16 protein-coding genes and 1 pseudogene are annotated in these 15,445 nt (G+C 63.9%); 8 read left to right on the forward strand and 9 right to left on the reverse strand.

Annotated elements, in window-relative coordinates; all coding sequences use genetic code 11:
* Positions 1–468: a GNAT family N-acetyltransferase gene (locus FJ490_RS18340; RefSeq protein ID WP_140666062.1), complete on the forward strand. Its 468-nt coding sequence runs from the start codon at positions 1–3 to the stop codon at positions 466–468.
* Between the two features lie 2 nt (positions 469–470).
* Positions 471–782, forward strand: a complete 312-nt coding sequence (locus tag FJ490_RS18345) for a DUF6665 family protein (protein WP_140496039.1) — start codon at positions 471–473, stop codon at positions 780–782.
* Here FJ490_RS18345 and FJ490_RS18350 read toward each other — a convergent pair.
* Both FJ490_RS18350 and FJ490_RS18355 read right to left on the reverse strand, forming a co-directional pair.
* Positions 763–1,647, reverse strand: a complete 885-nt coding sequence (locus tag FJ490_RS18350) for an alpha/beta hydrolase (RefSeq protein WP_140666064.1) — start codon at positions 1,645–1,647, stop codon at positions 763–765. The two genes, FJ490_RS18345 and FJ490_RS18350, sit on opposite strands and share 20 nt — an antisense overlap.
* Positions 1,648–1,778: 131 nt before the next feature.
* A pseudogene (locus FJ490_RS18355) lies at positions 1,779–2,122 on the reverse strand (cupin domain-containing protein).
* A gap of 312 nt (positions 2,123–2,434) precedes the next feature.
* Between FJ490_RS18355 and petA the strand changes: the two are divergent.
* The 5 genes from petA (at position 2,435) to FJ490_RS18380 (ending at position 7,282) form a co-directional block, all read left to right on the forward strand.
* A complete protein-coding gene (gene petA / locus FJ490_RS18360) occupies positions 2,435–2,995 on the forward strand; it encodes a ubiquinol-cytochrome c reductase iron-sulfur subunit (protein WP_140496036.1) in 561 nt (186 codons plus the stop codon).
* A 16-nt stretch (positions 2,996–3,011) separates the two neighbouring features.
* Positions 3,012–4,313, forward strand: a complete 1,302-nt coding sequence (locus tag FJ490_RS18365; protein WP_140496035.1) for a cytochrome b N-terminal domain-containing protein — start codon at positions 3,012–3,014, stop codon at positions 4,311–4,313.
* Between the two features lie 27 nt (positions 4,314–4,340).
* Positions 4,341–5,213: a cytochrome c1 gene (locus FJ490_RS18370; RefSeq protein ID WP_140524913.1), complete on the forward strand. Its 873-nt coding sequence runs from the start codon at positions 4,341–4,343 to the stop codon at positions 5,211–5,213.
* A gap of 186 nt (positions 5,214–5,399) precedes the next feature.
* Positions 5,400–6,545: an alpha-hydroxy acid oxidase gene (locus FJ490_RS18375; RefSeq protein WP_140496428.1), complete on the forward strand. Its 1,146-nt coding sequence runs from the start codon at positions 5,400–5,402 to the stop codon at positions 6,543–6,545.
* Positions 6,546–6,736: 191 nt separating this feature from the next.
* The gene (locus FJ490_RS18380; RefSeq protein WP_140496033.1) at positions 6,737–7,282 is read left to right on the forward strand and encodes an adenine phosphoribosyltransferase; all 546 of its coding nucleotides are present in this window, start codon (positions 6,737–6,739) and stop codon (positions 7,280–7,282) included.
* A 45-nt stretch (positions 7,283–7,327) separates the two neighbouring features.
* Here FJ490_RS18380 and FJ490_RS18385 read toward each other — a convergent pair whose 3' ends face one another.
* From FJ490_RS18385 to FJ490_RS18400, 4 genes are all read right to left on the reverse strand, one after another.
* Positions 7,328–7,789: a MaoC family dehydratase gene (locus tag FJ490_RS18385; protein ID WP_140582151.1), complete on the reverse strand. Its 462-nt coding sequence runs from the start codon at positions 7,787–7,789 to the stop codon at positions 7,328–7,330.
* Positions 7,786–8,256 carry a MaoC family dehydratase gene (locus tag FJ490_RS18390; RefSeq protein ID WP_140496031.1) on the reverse strand — a complete coding sequence of 157 codons (471 nt, stop codon included), beginning with the start codon at positions 8,254–8,256 and terminating at the stop codon, positions 7,786–7,788. Before FJ490_RS18390 ends, FJ490_RS18385 begins: the two co-directional genes overlap by 4 nt.
* Before the next feature lie 124 nt (positions 8,257–8,380).
* Positions 8,381–9,355, reverse strand: coding sequence for a magnesium/cobalt transporter CorA (gene corA / locus FJ490_RS18395; protein ID WP_140624154.1), 975 nt, complete (start codon positions 9,353–9,355; stop codon positions 8,381–8,383).
* Positions 9,356–9,621: 266 nt separating this feature from the next.
* Positions 9,622–10,956 carry a solute carrier family 23 protein gene (locus FJ490_RS18400; RefSeq protein ID WP_140728544.1) on the reverse strand — a complete coding sequence of 445 codons (1,335 nt, stop codon included), beginning with the start codon at positions 10,954–10,956 and terminating at the stop codon, positions 9,622–9,624.
* Between the two features lie 135 nt (positions 10,957–11,091).
* On the opposite strand from FJ490_RS18400, the gene guaD reads away from it, so the two are divergent.
* The gene (gene guaD / locus FJ490_RS18405) at positions 11,092–12,456 is read left to right on the forward strand and encodes a guanine deaminase (RefSeq protein WP_140728545.1); all 1,365 of its coding nucleotides are present in this window, start codon (positions 11,092–11,094) and stop codon (positions 12,454–12,456) included.
* Positions 12,457–12,481: 25 nt separating this feature from the next.
* On the opposite strand, the gene FJ490_RS18410 is transcribed toward guaD, so the two are convergent.
* The 3 genes from FJ490_RS18410 to pth all read right to left on the reverse strand — a co-directional run bounded on the left by FJ490_RS18410 (position 12,482) and on the right by pth (position 15,443).
* Positions 12,482–13,387, reverse strand: coding sequence for an EamA family transporter (locus FJ490_RS18410; protein ID WP_140728546.1), 906 nt, complete (start codon positions 13,385–13,387; stop codon positions 12,482–12,484).
* 143 nt (positions 13,388–13,530) lie between these two features.
* The gene (gene ychF, locus FJ490_RS18415; protein WP_140496027.1) at positions 13,531–14,634 is read right to left on the reverse strand and encodes a redox-regulated ATPase YchF; all 1,104 of its coding nucleotides are present in this window, start codon (positions 14,632–14,634) and stop codon (positions 13,531–13,533) included.
* 95 nt (positions 14,635–14,729) lie between these two features.
* Positions 14,730–15,443: an aminoacyl-tRNA hydrolase gene (pth, locus tag FJ490_RS18420; RefSeq protein ID WP_140728547.1), complete on the reverse strand. Its 714-nt coding sequence runs from the start codon at positions 15,441–15,443 to the stop codon at positions 14,730–14,732.
* Between the last annotated feature and the right edge of the window lie 2 nt (positions 15,444–15,445).

A 15,445-nucleotide genomic window follows, 5' to 3' on the forward strand; every position in this document is an offset into this window, starting at 1 on the left:
ATGGGCGCGACGCATGAGACCGACTATCTGCTGAAACGGCTGCGGCCGACGACACCGGCCTTCGATGCGCTGATGGAAGAGAGCCGGCGGGAAGGCTACTGGATGCTGGTGCGGCTTCGCGACGGCTGGACAAGCGGCCGCAACAAGTTCCTGAAACACGGCGAGGCACTGTTCGGAGCATGGCACGGCGGCGAACTCGCCGGCGTGTGCGGGCTGAACATCGATCCCTATTTCGAGGGCAGGAACCATGGCCGGGTCCGGCATTTGTTCGTCGGCGCGCGCCATCGGCGCACGGGCCTTGGCCGCATGCTGGTCGAGACCGTTGTCGACAGGGCACGCCACTATTTCGCCGTGCTCAACACCCGTGCGCCGCAGGAAGCCTTCGGCTTCTATGAGCGGCTTGGCTTCGCGCCGGTGGCGGGCGAAGAATTCGTCACGCACCGGATGATCTTCGAGAAAGGAGGTTGAAAATGTCCCTGCGCCCGCCGTCCCGTCTGACCAGCGCCTCGGCCGCCGAAGCCGCCTTCGACGCGCTCGGCCATGAAGTCCTTGCCGAGAAGGCGGCGGCACTCGGCCGCGCCGGACAACGCGTCGAAGAAACGCTGGCCCGACTGCGCAACAATGGCGACGAGCAGTTGCGTCCCCGGCTGCTCAAGGAGGCAGCGGTGGCGGTGCATGGTTACTTCATCCAGCGCGAACTGTGCGGTCTTCGAAAGCACGATGCCGTCATCCGCGAATACAACATCCCGAAGGCGGTGCTGGTCAGGCTCGGCGCCATGTAGGGTTGGCGCTTGCCGCGCCGATTTCCCTGTGGAATCTCGCCAGGCGGCTGGCGAGCGCTTCGGGGTTCTCATCGGGGACGAAGTGCCCGCTGTCGGCAATGATGTCGCCCTCGACATTCGAAAGCCCGGCGGCCCTAAGGCCCTCGACATAATCGCCGATATCGCCGGACTCGGCCGAGCCCCTGAGATACAGCACCGGAATCGCTGTAGGCGTCGCGGGCCGTGCAGCATTGGCTTTGGCATCTTCGGGGAAGGCGCGATACCAATCGAAACCGGCCTGGAGGCTTTCAGGCCGGGAATAGGCTCTCGCATAGATTTCCCTGGCCTGCGCCGGGATCGATGTCCGATCCTTCGAAAGCACATTGAAGAAGAAGTCGAAATAGGTGCTTTGGTGGCCGCTCACCAGCGTTTCCGGTAGCGCCGGGACGGCATGGAAGGCAAAGTGCCAGATCCGCGGATTGCGAATGACCTCTTCCCATGGCCCGACACCTGGAACAGCGACATTCATGATCGCCGCGCCGGAAAGGATCTCGGGATGGTCGCGCAGCAGGGCGAACACGATCTGGCCGCCGACATCGTGACCGGCCGCCACGAGGTGCCGCAGCCCGCAGGCCTCGGCAACGCCTCTCATCAGCCTCGCCAGGGTTCTCTTGTCGCCCGCCTCAGGCATGCCTTGCGAGCCGCCGATGCAGGGCAGGTCGGGTGCGACGACCCGGTAGTCGGCAGTCAGCCGGCCGATCACCCCTTCGAACGCATAGGAGCTTTGCGGCCACCCATGCAGCAGCAGGAATGCAGGCGCTTCAGCCGGGCCTGCCTCACGGATCGCTATGCTCAGCCCTTCGATTTCGATGTTCGAGGTTTGCATGTCCTGACCCTGCCGGCTGCCTATGCCATAGATCTAGGCGGCGATCGGAAAACCGACAGGGCTGGATTGTTTTTGACGCGGTTGCGGACGGAAACCGTTTCATACTTTTCCAGGAACCACCTGGGCCTGGATCACTCCAGCCACTGGGTAATGAAGTGCCGTTCTCGTGGATGTCGGTCGTCTCCAGCGGGCCGGGGCCGAGATTGGTGAATTTGTGCGGCGTGCCGGGCGGCACGATGACGATCTGGCCGGCAGAGGCCTCGATCTCCTCACCGCCGACCGTGAACAGGCCGATGCCCTGGCGGATGATGAAGATCTCGGCGTAGGGATGGGAATGCAGGCGCGGTCCGCCGCCGGTCTCCGGCAGGTAGTTGAAGATCAGGCAGGAGTTGGAACCGTAGGGGGCACATTGCAACTCGCCCTTCCAGCGGTCGGGGCGAACAGCCCATTCCTCGCGGTCTATGACATGCGACATGGGGGCAGGATAGACCCCCCGGAGCCAGGTGTCGAGGCGAAGGTGGCCCCCGGATTCGCTACTGTTTCCCGGCTGTTTGGCGGTGTTTCACGGTCATCCGCCGTCTTGTCGCGCGGTGCCGGATTTCGTCCCCGCGACAATCTGCCCTTGTGCCTTCACCCGTCTGGACAAAAACGGGCTTCACGCATAAACCGAAGTCCAAATGCCGGAGGAGTTCGCTAGCCTGTTCGCCATGCGCTGTCGGGTTGGCGTGAATGAGCGGGGAACAAGGCTCGCTCACCGGCACGGAAGAGGCGAAAGGATCAGGCACCCGTGAGCGCAACCGACACCCAGGATCCCAACCGTCGAGATTTTCTCTACGTCGCCACCGGCATGGCCGCCGTGGTCGGCGCGGGCGCCGTCGCGTGGCCGTTCATCGACCAGATGCGCCCCGATGCCTCGACGCTGGCGCTCGCCTCGGTCGAGGTCGACGTCTCCTCGCTGACGCCGGGCATGTCGCTGATCGTCAAGTGGCGCGGCAAGCCGGTCGTGGTGCGCAACCGCACCGAGAAGGAGATGAAGGACGGCGAGGCCGTCAATCTCGCCGATCTCAAGGATCCGATCGCCCGCAACGCCAACCTGCCGGCCGACGCGCCGGCGACCGACGCCAACCGCACCACGCCCGGCAAGGAAGCCTGGATGGTGATGGTTCAGGTCTGCACGCATCTGGGCTGCATTCCGCTCGGCCAGGAAGGCGATTTCGGCGGCTGGTTCTGCCCGTGCCACGGTTCGCAATACGATACCGCCGGCCGCATCCGCAAAGGCCCGGCGCCCGAGAACATGGCTGTGCCGGTATTCAAGTTCATTTCCGATACCAAGATCCTTATCGGTTGAGGCAGGGGATATTTCGATGAGCGAGGGACACTCGACCTACACGCCCAAGACCGGTATCGAGCGCTGGTTCGATGCGCGCATGCCTCTGCCGCGGCTGATCTATGACAGCTTCGTCGCCTATCCGGTGCCGCGCAACCTCAACTATGCCTGGACCTTCGGCGGCATCCTGTCGATCATGCTGGTGGCGCAGATCCTGACCGGCATCGTGCTGGCCATGCACTACACGTCCGACACAAATCTGGCTTTCGATTCAGTCGAAAAGATCATGCGCGACGTGAATTCCGGCTGGCTGCTGCGCTACATGCATGCCAACGGCGCGTCGTTCTTCTTCGTCGCGGTCTACATCCATATCTTCCGCGGCCTCTATTACGGCTCCTACAAGGCGCCGCGCGAGCTGCTGTGGATCCTCGGCTGCATCATCTATCTCCTGATGATGGCGACCGGCTTCATGGGCTACGTGCTGCCGTGGGGCCAGATGAGCTTCTGGGGCGCCACCGTCATCACCGGCTTCTTCAGCGCCATTCCACTGGTCGGCGACTGGATCCAGCAGCTTCTGCTCGGCGGTTTCGCGGTCGACAATCCGACCCTTAATCGCTTCTTCGCGCTGCATTACCTGCTGCCGTTCATGATCGCCGGCGTGGTCGTGCTGCACATCTGGGCGCTGCATGTCGTGGGCCAGTCGAACCCGACCGGCATCGAGGTGAAGTCGAAGACCGACACCGTCGCCTTCACCCCTTACGCGACCATCAAGGACGCGTTCGGCATGATCGTGTTCCTGTTCTTCTTCGCCTATTTCGTCTTCTACCTGCCGAACTATCTCGGCCACCCCGACAACTACACGGTCGCCAACCCGCTGAAGACGCCGGCCCACATCGTTCCGGAATGGTACTTCCTGCCGTTCTACGCGATCCTGCGCGCCATTACCTTCAACATCGGGCCGATCAACTCCAAGCTCGGCGGCGTGCTGTGCATGTTCGGCGCCATCGCCATGCTGTTCCTGGTGCCGTGGCTAGACACCTCCAAGGTGCGCTCGGCGGTCTACCGGCCCTGGTACAAGCTGTTCTTCTGGCTGTTCGTGGCCGATGCCATCCTGCTTGGCTGGCTGGGCTCGCAGCCGGCGGAAGGCAGCTACGTGTTCATGGCGCAGATGGCGACGCTGTTCTACTTCGCCTTCTTCCTGATCATCATGCCGGTGCTCGGCCTGATCGAGACGCCACGCAGGCTGCCGAACTCGATCACCGAGGCGGTGCTCGAGAAGAACAAGGGCGGCAGCGGGCATCCGGCGGGCGCCACGGCCGCACCTGAGACCAAGGGCTGAGCGGTAGAGAATCTAAGGGGATTTGGCATGAAAAAGATTCTCACCTCGCTTGCGCTGATCGGCCTTGTGGCCGCCGGCCTTGGGGCTACGGGCACCTGGGCGACCGCGGCCGAAGAGGCGCATAACGCGGCGGCGCCGACGCATTTCCCGATCAACGAACCGAAGGAAATGGACTGGAGCTTCACCGGCCCGTTCGGCACCTATGACAAGGCGCAGCTGCAGCGCGGCCTCAAGGTCTACAAGGAAGTCTGCTCGGCCTGCCATTCGATGAACCTGGTGGCATTCCGCACGCTTTCGGACCTCGGCTATTCCGACGCACAGATCAAGACGCTGGCGGCCGAGTACACCATCCATGACGGCCCCAACGACGCCGGCGACATGTTCGACCGTCCCGGCAAGCCGTCGGACCATTTCCCGGCGCCGTTCGCCAATGAGGAAGCCGCGGCAGCCTCGAATGGCGGCGCAGCCCCGCCCGACATGTCGCTGCTGGCCAAGGCGCGGGGCGTGGAGCGCGGCTTTCCGCAGTTCGTCTTCGACATCTTCACCCAGTATGATGCCGGCGGCCCTGACTACATCCACTCGCTGCTGACCGGCTACGACCAGACGCCTCCGGCTGGAATGGTCATCCCGGAAGGCACGCACTACAATCCGTACTTCATGTCCGGCGTGTCGCTGAAGATGCCCAAGCCGCTTTCCGACGGCCAGGTGACTTATGACGACGGCGCGCCGCAGACCGTCGACCAGTACTCCCGCGACGTCGCCGCTTTCCTGGCGTGGGCGGCTGAACCGCATATGGAAGCCCGCAAGAAAACCGGCTTCCGGGTGCTGGTGTTCCTGCTCCTGTTCGGCGCACTGGTCTACATGACCAAGCGCAAGGTTTGGGAAGCAGTCGCGCACTAAGCCGCGCGGCCGGAGATTGAAGAAAGGGCGCCCGCGAAGCGCCCTTTTTGCTTGCCGAAGAGGCTGGCGCGTGAGGTGATCGCTTTGTTGTCGAACAAGCCGGTTGGCAGCGCGGCAGGCGATTGCTATTCGACGCCCCGACGGCGGCGAAGGCTTTGCCGCCTATAGGGCGTTTGGGGTTCCATGATGCGGCTCAGCGACTGCCACAACTTCTCCGATTTCCGCCGCATGGCGCAGCGGCGGCTGCCGGGGCCGATCTTCAACTACATCGACGGCGCGGCGGACGACGAGGTCACCTATCGCCGCAACACCGAGAGCTTCGAAACCTGCGATCTCGTTCCCAACGTGCTGCGCGGGGTGAGCGAGGTCGACATGTCGGTGACCGTCATGGGCCAGAAGCTGGCGATGCCGTTCTACTGTTCGCCGACCGCTCTCCAGCGGCTGTTCCACCATCACGGCGAACGGGCGGTCGCCAGGGCCGCTGCAAAATACGGCACCATGTTCGGAGTTTCCTCGCTCGGCACGGTCAGCCTCGAGGAAGTCCGAAAAATCAGCAGCGGCCCGCAGGTCTATCAGTTCTACTTCCATCGCGATCGCGGCCTCAACCGGGCGATGATGCAGCGGGCGCGGGAGATCGGCGTCGAAGTGATGATGCTGACCGTCGACAGCATCACCGGGGGAAACCGCGAGCGCGACAAGCGCACCGGTTTTGCGATTCCCTTCAAGCTCAACCTGGCGGGAATGGCGCAGTTCGCGATGAAGCCTGCCTGGGCGATCAACTATTTCACGCATGAGGCGTTCAAGCTGCCGCAGCTGGACGAGCATATCGACATGGGCGGCGGCACGATGTCGATCAGCCGCTACTTCACCGAAATGCTCGATCCGTCGATGACGTGGGACGACGTCGCCGAGATGGTGAGGCTTTGGCCGGGACCGTTCTGCCTCAAGGGCGTCATGTCGGTGGAGGATGCCAGACGCGCCGTCGAGATCGGCTGCAAGGGCATCGTGCTGTCGAACCATGGCGGCCGGCAACTGGACGGTTCGCGCGCGGCTTTCGACCAGCTCGCCGAGATCGTCGATGCGGTCGGCGACCAGATCGACGTCATCATGGATGGCGGCGTGCAGCGCGGCACGCATGTGCTAAAGGCGCTGTCGCTCGGCGCCAAGGCCGTCGGCGTCGGACGCTACTATCTGTTTCCGCTGGCGGCGGCGGGCCAGCCTGGCGTCGAACGCGCACTCGAACAGATGCGCATCGAGATCGAACGCGGCATGAAGCTGATGGGGTGCAGCTCGATCGAACAGTTGACCCGCCAGAATTTGCGTTTTCGGTGATGGCCATTGCTTCGATGCGAAAGATCGCAGCGCCGGCAGAGGCAAGCCCTTGGACGTATGTGCTCCTTTCGCCGGATGCGCTTGTCTCGGCCGCCACATCGCGCTAGCCGTTGTCGGTCGCGCCGGGATAGGATTTGGCGCTGCGCCATTTCACGCCCTTCCGCCGAAACTGGACCACCCGGAGCCGCCTCATGAAACCTTCGCTCGAAGACACGCTGCTGGCGGCGATCCGCACCATCCCGGACTATCCCAAGCCCGGCATATTGTTCCGCGACATCACCACGCTGCTTGGCAACGCGCGCGCTTTCCGCCGCGCGATCGATGAGCTGGTGCATCCCTATGCCGGCGAGAAGATCGACAAGATCGCCGGCATCGAAGCGCGCGGCTTCATCCTCGGCGGCGCCGTCGCCCATCAGCTCTCCGCCGGCTTCGTGCCGATCCGCAAGAAAGGCAAGCTGCCTTATGAGACAGTGCGCGTCGCCTACAGCCTGGAATACGGGCTGGACGAGATGGAGATGCACAAGGACGGCGTGTCGCCGGGCGAGAAAGTGATCCTGGTCGACGATCTGATCGCCACCGGCGGCACGGCGGAAGCGGCGGTGAATCTCCTGCGCCAGATCGGCGCCGATATCCTTGCCGCCTGCTTCGTCATCGACCTGCCGGATCTCGGCGGCCGCGCCAAGCTGGAAGCGCTCGGCGTGCCGGTGCGGACGCTGATCGGGTTCGAGGGGCATTGAGAGAGCAGTTCCTCCTTCTCTCCCTGGGAGAAGGAAGAGGCGCCATTACTCCACCTTGACCAGCACGGCGCTTTCGAACTCCAGTACCTTGTCGCCGGTCGAATCGAAGGCTTCCGAGCGCAAGGTCAGCACCCGCCAGCCCGGACGTGAGGCGATCGGGCGGTGGGAAAGGGCGGTGCGGGTGAAGGTCACGGTCTGCCCGGCATAGACCGGCTTCAGCCATTTCAGGTTCTTGAAGCCGGGCGAGGGGCCAAATTCGGGCGTCGGGCCAGGGCCGCTCCACTCGGCGTCCATGCGGGTTTCGAGGTTGAGTTTCATCCAGGTGGCGGCGGTATGCCAGCCGGACGCACACAGCCCGCCCAGCACGCTCTTCTTCGCGGCATCCTCATCGATGTGGAAGACCTGGGGGTCGTATTTGCGGGCGAAGGCCTTGATCGCCTCGGCTTCGAACGTATGAGAGCCCAGCGTGACGGTGGTGCCGACGCGGAAGAATTCGTCGAGCATCATGCAAGGCTCCCCGCGGCATTGCGCGTGAGGAACATGACGGAATTCTCGAGCTCGAAGACGCTTTCGCCGCGTTGGTTGACCAGCTCGCTGCGCATGGTCACGAAGCCGAGCTGCGGCTTCGATTTCGAAGGACGCTTGGCCAGGACGACGAGGCTGCCCTTGAGCGTGTCGCCGGCCAGCACCGGCTTCTTCCATTTGACCTGATCGACGCCGGGCGCGCCCTGGCAGGTCGAGTCCAGCAGGAAGGCATCGCATAGCATGCGCATGAACATGGCGCAGGTATGCCAGCCCGAGGCCGAGAGGCCGCCCAGGATGCTTGCCTTGCCGGCCTCCTCGTCGAGATGCATCGGCTGGGCATCGAATTCGCTGGCGAACTCGATGATCTCGGCCGCGCTCACCTGTTTGGTGCCGAGGTCGAACGAGGCTCCTTCGACGAAGTCCTCATAGGCCCATGTCTTTCCAGTCATGGCGTGGAATCCGGTTGCAGAACGCGCGATCCACATGGATCGGCAAACCCGGATGCAGGCCGGACGGCGTTTGGTCAAGCCCTTTCTGGTGAGCCAGCCGCGGGCGCCCGGCCGGCCGTTGCGATCATAACCAGCCGCGGCGGCGGAAATACCAGAAGGGCAGGATCGCCGACAGAACCATCATGGCGATCGCGAACGGATAGCCGAGCTCCCATTTGAGCTCGGGGATGACGTCGAAATTCATGCCGTAGATCGAGGCGACCAGCGTCGGCGGCAGGAAGATGACGGCGGCGACCGAGAAGATCTTGATGATGGCGTTCTGCTCGATCGAGATCATGCCGAGCGTGGCGTCGAGCAGGAAGGAGATCTTCTGCGACAGGAAGGTGGCGTGGTCGGCAAGAGAAAGCACGTCGCGCGACAAGGTCTTGATGCGGGCGCGGACGTCCTTGCTCATCTTGGCCTGGGTCGCGACATGGGCGAGGAAGCCGGCCAGCCGCTGCAAGGAGATCAGGCTGTCGCGCACGGAGGAAGCGATGTCCTCCTTGCGGCCGATGCCCTTCAAGAGTTCCTGGAAGTCACGGTTGCGCTTCGACACCTTGGTCGATCGCGCCTCGAAAATGTCGCGCGAGATCGCTTCGACGTCGCGGCCGGCGCGCTCGAGGATGTCGGCGAGCCGGTCGACGATCGCTTCCAGCAGGCCGATCAGGATGGTGTCGCCGCTGGTGCAGCCGGTCGCCACCTTCTCGGCGCGCAAAGGGAAGGTCTTGAACGCTTTCGGTTCGTGATAGCGCACGGTGACCAGCCTATTGCCGGCGAGCGCGAAGGTGACCGGCGAGATCAGGGGATCGTCGACGTCGGTCTGGGCGGGCAAGGTGGCGGTCATGAAGTAGGCGCCGTCCTCGATATAGAGGCGGCTGGAAATCTCGATCTCCTCCATCTCCTCGCGGGTCGGAATGGCGATGCCGAGCCAATTCTCGATTGTTGCCTCTTCGTCCTTGGTCGGATTGAAGAGATCGGCCCAGACGACCTTGTCGCCATTGCCCAGGAGATCGTCCGTGAGACGCAGGCGATCATTGTCCACGACGAAAGCCTTGATCATCGCCAGATCTCCCTGCCGGAAAGCGTTCGGATTGCTGCGTCGTATCGGATCGCACTAGCCTTCGTGCGCCGAGCCTGTGCCCGCCGCTTAGACTTGCGGCATGACAAAATCAAGACAAGCCGGACTTGGGGCCGACACCAGGGGCGCTCAGAAAATTCGTCGAGCAGCCGGCAGCATGAAAGCTTCGACGGGTCGGGTCATCGACCGCGCTTCGGGCTTATCGTGGAGAGCTGGCCGGACCCGCGGGGGCCGGCCTGCGAATGCCCCTATCGGGCGCTCGGCAGGATCTGGTGCAGCACGATGGCCCAGACGGCGCCAAAGGCGATGGACGAGCCCAGAATGTACTGCACGATATCGGGAAGCGTCTTGACGAAATCCGGCGGCGCAAGCGTAGCAAACAGGGCCATCAGGATCGGCAGGCCGACGACCAGCATGTTCCTTTCCGTCAGCGGCGTGCCGCGCACGACGCGGAACCCGTTCATGGCGATGACGACGCAGAGCACGCCGAACACGCCGCCGATGACCGGGCCCGGGATCGAGGCGATCACCGCCGACAGTTTGCCGATCAGTCCGAACAGGACCAGGAAGATGCCTGCCGCGGCGAAAGCGGCGCGGCTGGCGATGCCGGTGATGGCGATGATGCCGGCATTCGACGAATAGCCGGTGACCGGCGTGCTGCAAAGCAGTGCGCTGACCAGGCAGCCGAGGCCTTCGCCGGTGGCGCCCCTGTCGAGCTGTTCATTCGACAGCGGCTTGTCGATAACGGCGCCGACCGCGAACCAGGTGCCGGTGGTTTCGGCGAGGACCACGATATAGACGATGAGCATCGTGAGCGTCGCCGAGAGCGAGAACGTCACGTCGAGGTTGAGGAAGGCGACGCGCGGCATCGAAAACCAGGTCGCCTCGGAGACCGCTCCCATGTTGAGTTGGCTCATGGAGGCGGCGGCCACGCAGCCGGCCACAAGTGCGATGATTACGGAGAGCAGGCGCAGCCAGGCGCCCTTTGCGCCGAGCGCCATGCCGGTCAGCATGCAGCCGACGAGCACCGCCGCCGCAACAAAGGCAAGGATGATATTGCCGCCGACGGTGGCAGTGCCGTGGACCGCGAACACGCTTTCGCGGAGTGCGACCGGCATCAGCGCGATGCCGACGACGATGATGATGGCGCCGCCGACGATGGGCGGGACAAAGCGGTCTACCAAGCGATGGAAGATTCCCGTGGGCGAACCGAGCAGCATGACCAGTATGGCGCCGGGAATGAGCGCTCCGATCACCGCGGAAAGACCGGCAATGCCGCCGCCGGCGCCGAAGGCGATAGCCAGCACCGCGCCGATCGGCACAAAGGACGGCCCCTGCACCACCGGCAGGCGCATCAGAAGCTGCGACTGGATCAGGGTGGCGATGCCCGCCGCGACGAAAGCTGACTGGATGAAGGCGCCGGCATCGCCCGCGCTGAAGGCCAGGACCGATGCGATGATGAACGGCACGATGTAAACATCCATCGCCAGCACGTGCTGGAGGCCGAGCGGGGCGGCCTTGCCCAGTGGCAGCGGATCGTCCGGCTGAGCAATCAAAGTGATTTCCGGTGCAGTGCGTTCCATGATGTCCCCTCTGGAATTTCCCGGCCGATCATGGGATCAGTCGGCGCCAAAGGACAGCGGCGCAAAGGCTTGCCAACTGTTTTCTTGCGCGCCATGCAATAACGGCCACACGCGCCAGCGCAACCGGAGCGATCCATGACAAGAGAGGCCTTCACGCTGCTTGGCACCGCCTTCCACACGCCGGAGCGCGGCCGGCTGGAGGTGCTGAAGGACCATCTGTTCAGCATCGATGCACAGGGACGGATCGCGGAGATTCTCGCACCCGGCCATCCCGAATACGCGGCGAGGAAGACCGATGCCCGCCAGGCGGGCAGCCTAGTGGAGCTCGGCGAAGGCCAGTTCCTGCTGCCCGGCCTGATCGACCTGCACATCCACGCGCCGCAATGGCCCCAAATGGGCAAGGCACTGGACGTGCCGCTCGAGGTCTGGCTGCAAAAATATACGTTTCCGCTCGAGGCGCGCTATGCCGACACCGGCTACGCCCGCGAGGTCTATGCCGACCTGATCGACAATCTTCTCGCCAACGGCACCACCACGGCGCTCTATTTTGCCACCGTCCATGTCGAGGCCAGCTTGGCGCTTGCCGAGATATGCCTCGAAAAGGGCCAGCGCGCTTTGGTCGGCAAGGTGGCGATGGACGATCCCGAGCAGTGCCCGTCTTTCTATCGCGATGCCGACGCGGCAAGCGCCATTTCCGACACCAGACGCTTCATCGAGGCGGTCAGATCCTTGGATACCGGCGAAAGACCGCTGGTCCGGCCGGTGATCACGCCGCGCTTCATCCCAAGCTGCACGGATGCGGCGCTGCAAGGCCTGGGCGAACTCGCAACGGAATTTAGCTGCCACGTGCAGACACATTGCTCGGAGAGCGATTGGGCAAGGCAATTCGTCGAGACGCGCTTTGGCTGCACCGACGCGGCGAGCCTCGACGGTTTCGGCCTGCTGACGCGCCACACCATCCTGGCGCATTCGAACTTCATCGACGGGCGGGATATGGACCTCATCAAGGGGAAGGGGGCTGGGGTCGCGCATTGCCCGCTGTCCAATTTCTATTTCGCCAATGCGGTATTTCCGCTGCGCGACGCGCTTGACCGGCACATGCATGTCGGGCTCGGGACGGACATTTCCGGCGGCTACAGCCCGTCGCTCTTCGACGGCTGCCGGCATGCGCTGTCAGCCTCGAGGACGCTGCAGAGCGGTGTCCATGCCGGCCTGGACGCAGCGCAGCGCGGCGCGCCCGGCGCGCCGATCACGCATCAGGAGGCGTTCTGGCTGGCCACCGCCGGCGGTGCCGAAGCGCTCGACCTGCCGACGGGCAGCTTTCGCGTCGGCCATGAATTCGACGCGCTGCTGATCGACACGACGGCGAAGGCCTCGAACATTCATGTCAGCATGGCGGACGACACGCTCGACGATGTCTTCCAGAAGATCGTGCTCAACGCGGCACGCGCCAACATCGCTGCTGTCTGGGTGAGTGGACGGGCGGTGGTGGGGCAGTAGCCACGTCGCAGTCTCAGATCGGGCCCTATGCGCGCGATGGTTCCTCGGCAAGAGGTTGTTTTTGCGCCTTCAGCAACACGTCCTTGGCGGCGATCACCGCGCCGACCGTGATCAGGACGCAAGCGAGCGCAACAGACCAGTGGAAGAGGCCGAACCCGGCCAGCAGCAGCACGATCACCGAGAACAGCGGCGCGGCATAGGAAAGCGCGCCCAGGATCATGATGTCTCCACGCTTGCAGCCATGGTCCCATGCGTAGAAGCCGGCGCCGAGCGGTATCATGCCTAGAATTACGATAGCGCTCCATTGCGTCATCGTCTGCGGCCAGACCGTGATCTCGAGCGCGAGATGGAGAGTGAAGGCGACGGCCGCGGTGATCAGGCAGTACACCGCCACCACATCGGTCGGCACCTGGCCGAAACGGCGCGACAGGACGGAATAACCGGACCAGACGAAGGCGCAGAACAGGGCAACGGCGTGGCCCGGCTTCACGCCGTCGGCAAGCCCCACGCTGCTGCCCTTGGTGATGACGACGATGGCACCCGCCAGGCCGAGCATCACACCGGCTATGTGGTGAGACCTCAGCCGCTCTCCCGGCAGGAAGGCGGCGAAGACGACGATCAGCAATGGCCAGAGATAGGCGATCAGGCTCACCTCGACGGGCGGGGCGGACTGGATGGCGAAAAAGTACGCGCAGTGATAGATGCACAGCCCTGCCGTGCCGATTGCCCAGACCTGCCATGGCTGCCGTAGCGACTTGAGCGCCGACGGGCGGACAATCCAGCTGGCCGCCCCGACTGAGCCTCCCAGCAGAAACGTCATTGCCGCCAATTGAAAGGGCGGGATCGGCCCTGCGGCGGTCGACAGCAGCGCGAGGAACGACCAGGTCAGAATGGCCGAGAAACCGATCAGGGTCGGGATGGTCCTTTTCATATGGTCCCCTTCCGCGTTCACTGAGCCAATAGCGGAAAGGCCTAGCGAGGGCAGCCCGTGCACGGCCTTACCCTGTCGGGAATGCGACCCGGCCTGGTCTGTTCACACTCTGGCCTGTGGTCCCTGCGGAGATGACCGAAGGATCACGTATTAAACTTGAACAGCATGATGTCGCCGTCCTGGACGACATACTCCTTGCCTTCGTCGCGCGCCTTGCCGGCTTCCTTGGCCGCTACTTCGCCGCCCAGCGTGACGAAATCATTGTAGGCGATGGTCTGGGCGCGGATGAAGCCGCGCTCGAAATCGGTGTGGATGACGCCGGCGGCCTGCGGCGCCTTGGCGCCCTTGTGCACAGTCCAGGCGCGCGTCTCCTTCGGCCCGACGGTGAAATAGGTGATGAGCTGCAACAATTCGTAGCCGGCGCGGATCACCTTGTTCAGGCCGGGCTCGTCGAGGCCGAGCGAGGACAGGAATTCCATCTCTTCCTCGTCGGAGAGCTGCGCAACCTCGGCTTCGATCGCGGCCGAAATAACGACGGTGCGTGCGCCCTGCGCGGCGGCCATCTGCTCCACGGCCCTGGTGTGCTCGTTGCCGGTGGCCGCGTCAGCCTCGGCGACGTTGCAGACGTAGAGCACGGGATGTGAGGTCAGAAGGTTCAAGCCTTGCAGAATGCGCAGGTCTTCCGCCGAGATGCCGTTGAGCAGGATGCGGGTCGGCTTGCCTGCCTGCAGAAGCTCAAGCGCTGCCTCCATCATCGGCAGCACGGTCAAGGCTTCCTTGTCCTTGCCGGACGCGCGCTTGCGGAATTGCGCGATGCGGCGTTCGAGGCTCTCGAGGTCGGCGAGCATCAGCTCGGTCTCGACCGTCTCGGCGTCGGCGACCGGGTCGATGCGGCCCTCGACATGGGTGATGTCGTCATCCTCGAAGCAGCGCAGCACATGCACGATGGCATCGACCTCGCGGATGTTGGCGAGGAACTGGTTGCCCAGGCCTTCGCCCTTCGAGGCGCCGCGCACCAGGCCGGCGATGTCGACAAAGGAGATGCGGGTCGGGATGATCTCCTTCGACTTGCCGATCGCGGCGATCTTCTGCAGGCGCGGATCGGGCACCGCCACCTCGCCGGTGTTCGGTTCGATGGTGCAGAACGGGTAGTTGGCGGCCTGCGCGGCGGCCGTCCTCGTCAGCGCGTTGAAAAGCGTCGACTTGCCGACATTGGGCAAGCCAACGATGCCGCATTTGAAACCCATTTTGTCCGGTCCTATCGGGAATTTGAGATTTGGTGAGGGCTATGGGCGATAGGGGTGATGAACGTCAAGCCCTGTAACGCCGTATGGACCCGAGCTCAGTCCTTGTTGCCGAACAGCTTCTTCAGCATGGCGGCCATCGGGCCGCTCTCCGGCAGCTTGGCGGGCGCCTGTTGCGGCCGTGCCTGGCGGATGTGGCTTTGCTGCTTGGGCGCCGGCTTTTCCGGTTCCACGCCGGCCTTGCCCTGAACGGCGAGGGCGGCCTTGTTCATGAAGCCGGATTCGTCGCCCTTGACGATCATCGCCGCGTTGTCGGCGACCGCGTCGAGCAGCGGGTCCAGCCAGTCGCGGTCGGTCTTGCCGAAATCGCCGAGTACATGATGCTGCACCATCTCCTTGACGCCGGGATGGCCGACACCGATGCGCACACGCCGATACGCGTTGCCGACATGGCCGTCGATCGAGCGGATGCCGTTGTGGCCGCCGGCGCCGCCGCCGGTCTTGATGCGCAGCTTACCTTCGGCAAGGTCGATCTCGTCGTAGAAGACGGTCAGCGCCCCGGGGCCGAGCTTGTAGAAGCGCAGCGCTTCGCCGACCGACTGGCCGGACAGGTTCATGAAGGTCTGCGGCTTGATCAGGATGATCTTTTCACCGCCGAGCGTGCCCTCGGCGATCAATCCCTGGAATTTCTTAGACCAGGGCGAAAAGGAGTGGCGGCGGGCGATCGCGTCCACCGCCATGAAGCCGACATTGTGCCGGTTGGCGGCATATTTCGCGCCCGGATTGCCGAGGCCTGCAAAGACAAGCGGCATCG

It is taken from the genome of Mesorhizobium sp. B2-5-11, assembly GCF_006440835.1.
Taxonomy (GTDB): Bacteria; Pseudomonadota; Alphaproteobacteria; order Rhizobiales; family Rhizobiaceae; genus Mesorhizobium.

Coding starts and splice junctions, on each gene's coding strand:
- FJ490_RS18375 (WP_140496428.1), top strand. CDS start 5,400: ATGCGGCTCAGCGACTGCCACAACTTCTCCGATTTCCGCCGCATGGCG.
- FJ490_RS18350 (WP_140666064.1), bottom strand. CDS start 1,647: ATGCAAACCTCGAACATCGAAATCGAAGGGCTGAGCATAGCGATCCGT.
- FJ490_RS18380 (WP_140496033.1), top strand. CDS start 6,737: ATGAAACCTTCGCTCGAAGACACGCTGCTGGCGGCGATCCGCACCATC.
- FJ490_RS18410 (WP_140728546.1), bottom strand. CDS start 13,387: ATGAAAAGGACCATCCCGACCCTGATCGGTTTCTCGGCCATTCTGACC.
- FJ490_RS18400 (WP_140728544.1), bottom strand. CDS start 10,956: ATGGAACGCACTGCACCGGAAATCACTTTGATTGCTCAGCCGGACGAT.
- pth (WP_140728547.1), bottom strand. CDS start 15,443: ATGCCGCTTGTCTTTGCAGGCCTCGGCAATCCGGGCGCGAAATATGCC.
- FJ490_RS18365 (WP_140496035.1), top strand. CDS start 3,012: ATGAGCGAGGGACACTCGACCTACACGCCCAAGACCGGTATCGAGCGC.
- guaD (WP_140728545.1), top strand. CDS start 11,092: ATGACAAGAGAGGCCTTCACGCTGCTTGGCACCGCCTTCCACACGCCG.
- FJ490_RS18345 (WP_140496039.1), top strand. CDS start 471: ATGTCCCTGCGCCCGCCGTCCCGTCTGACCAGCGCCTCGGCCGCCGAA.
- FJ490_RS18385 (WP_140582151.1), bottom strand. CDS start 7,789: ATGATGCTCGACGAATTCTTCCGCGTCGGCACCACCGTCACGCTGGGC.
- FJ490_RS18370 (WP_140524913.1), top strand. CDS start 4,341: ATGAAAAAGATTCTCACCTCGCTTGCGCTGATCGGCCTTGTGGCCGCC.
- FJ490_RS18340 (WP_140666062.1), top strand. CDS start 1: ATGGGCGCGACGCATGAGACCGACTATCTGCTGAAACGGCTGCGGCCG.
- FJ490_RS18390 (WP_140496031.1), bottom strand. CDS start 8,256: ATGACTGGAAAGACATGGGCCTATGAGGACTTCGTCGAAGGAGCCTCG.
- ychF (WP_140496027.1), bottom strand. CDS start 14,634: ATGGGTTTCAAATGCGGCATCGTTGGCTTGCCCAATGTCGGCAAGTCG.
- corA (WP_140624154.1), bottom strand. CDS start 9,355: ATGATCAAGGCTTTCGTCGTGGACAATGATCGCCTGCGTCTCACGGAC.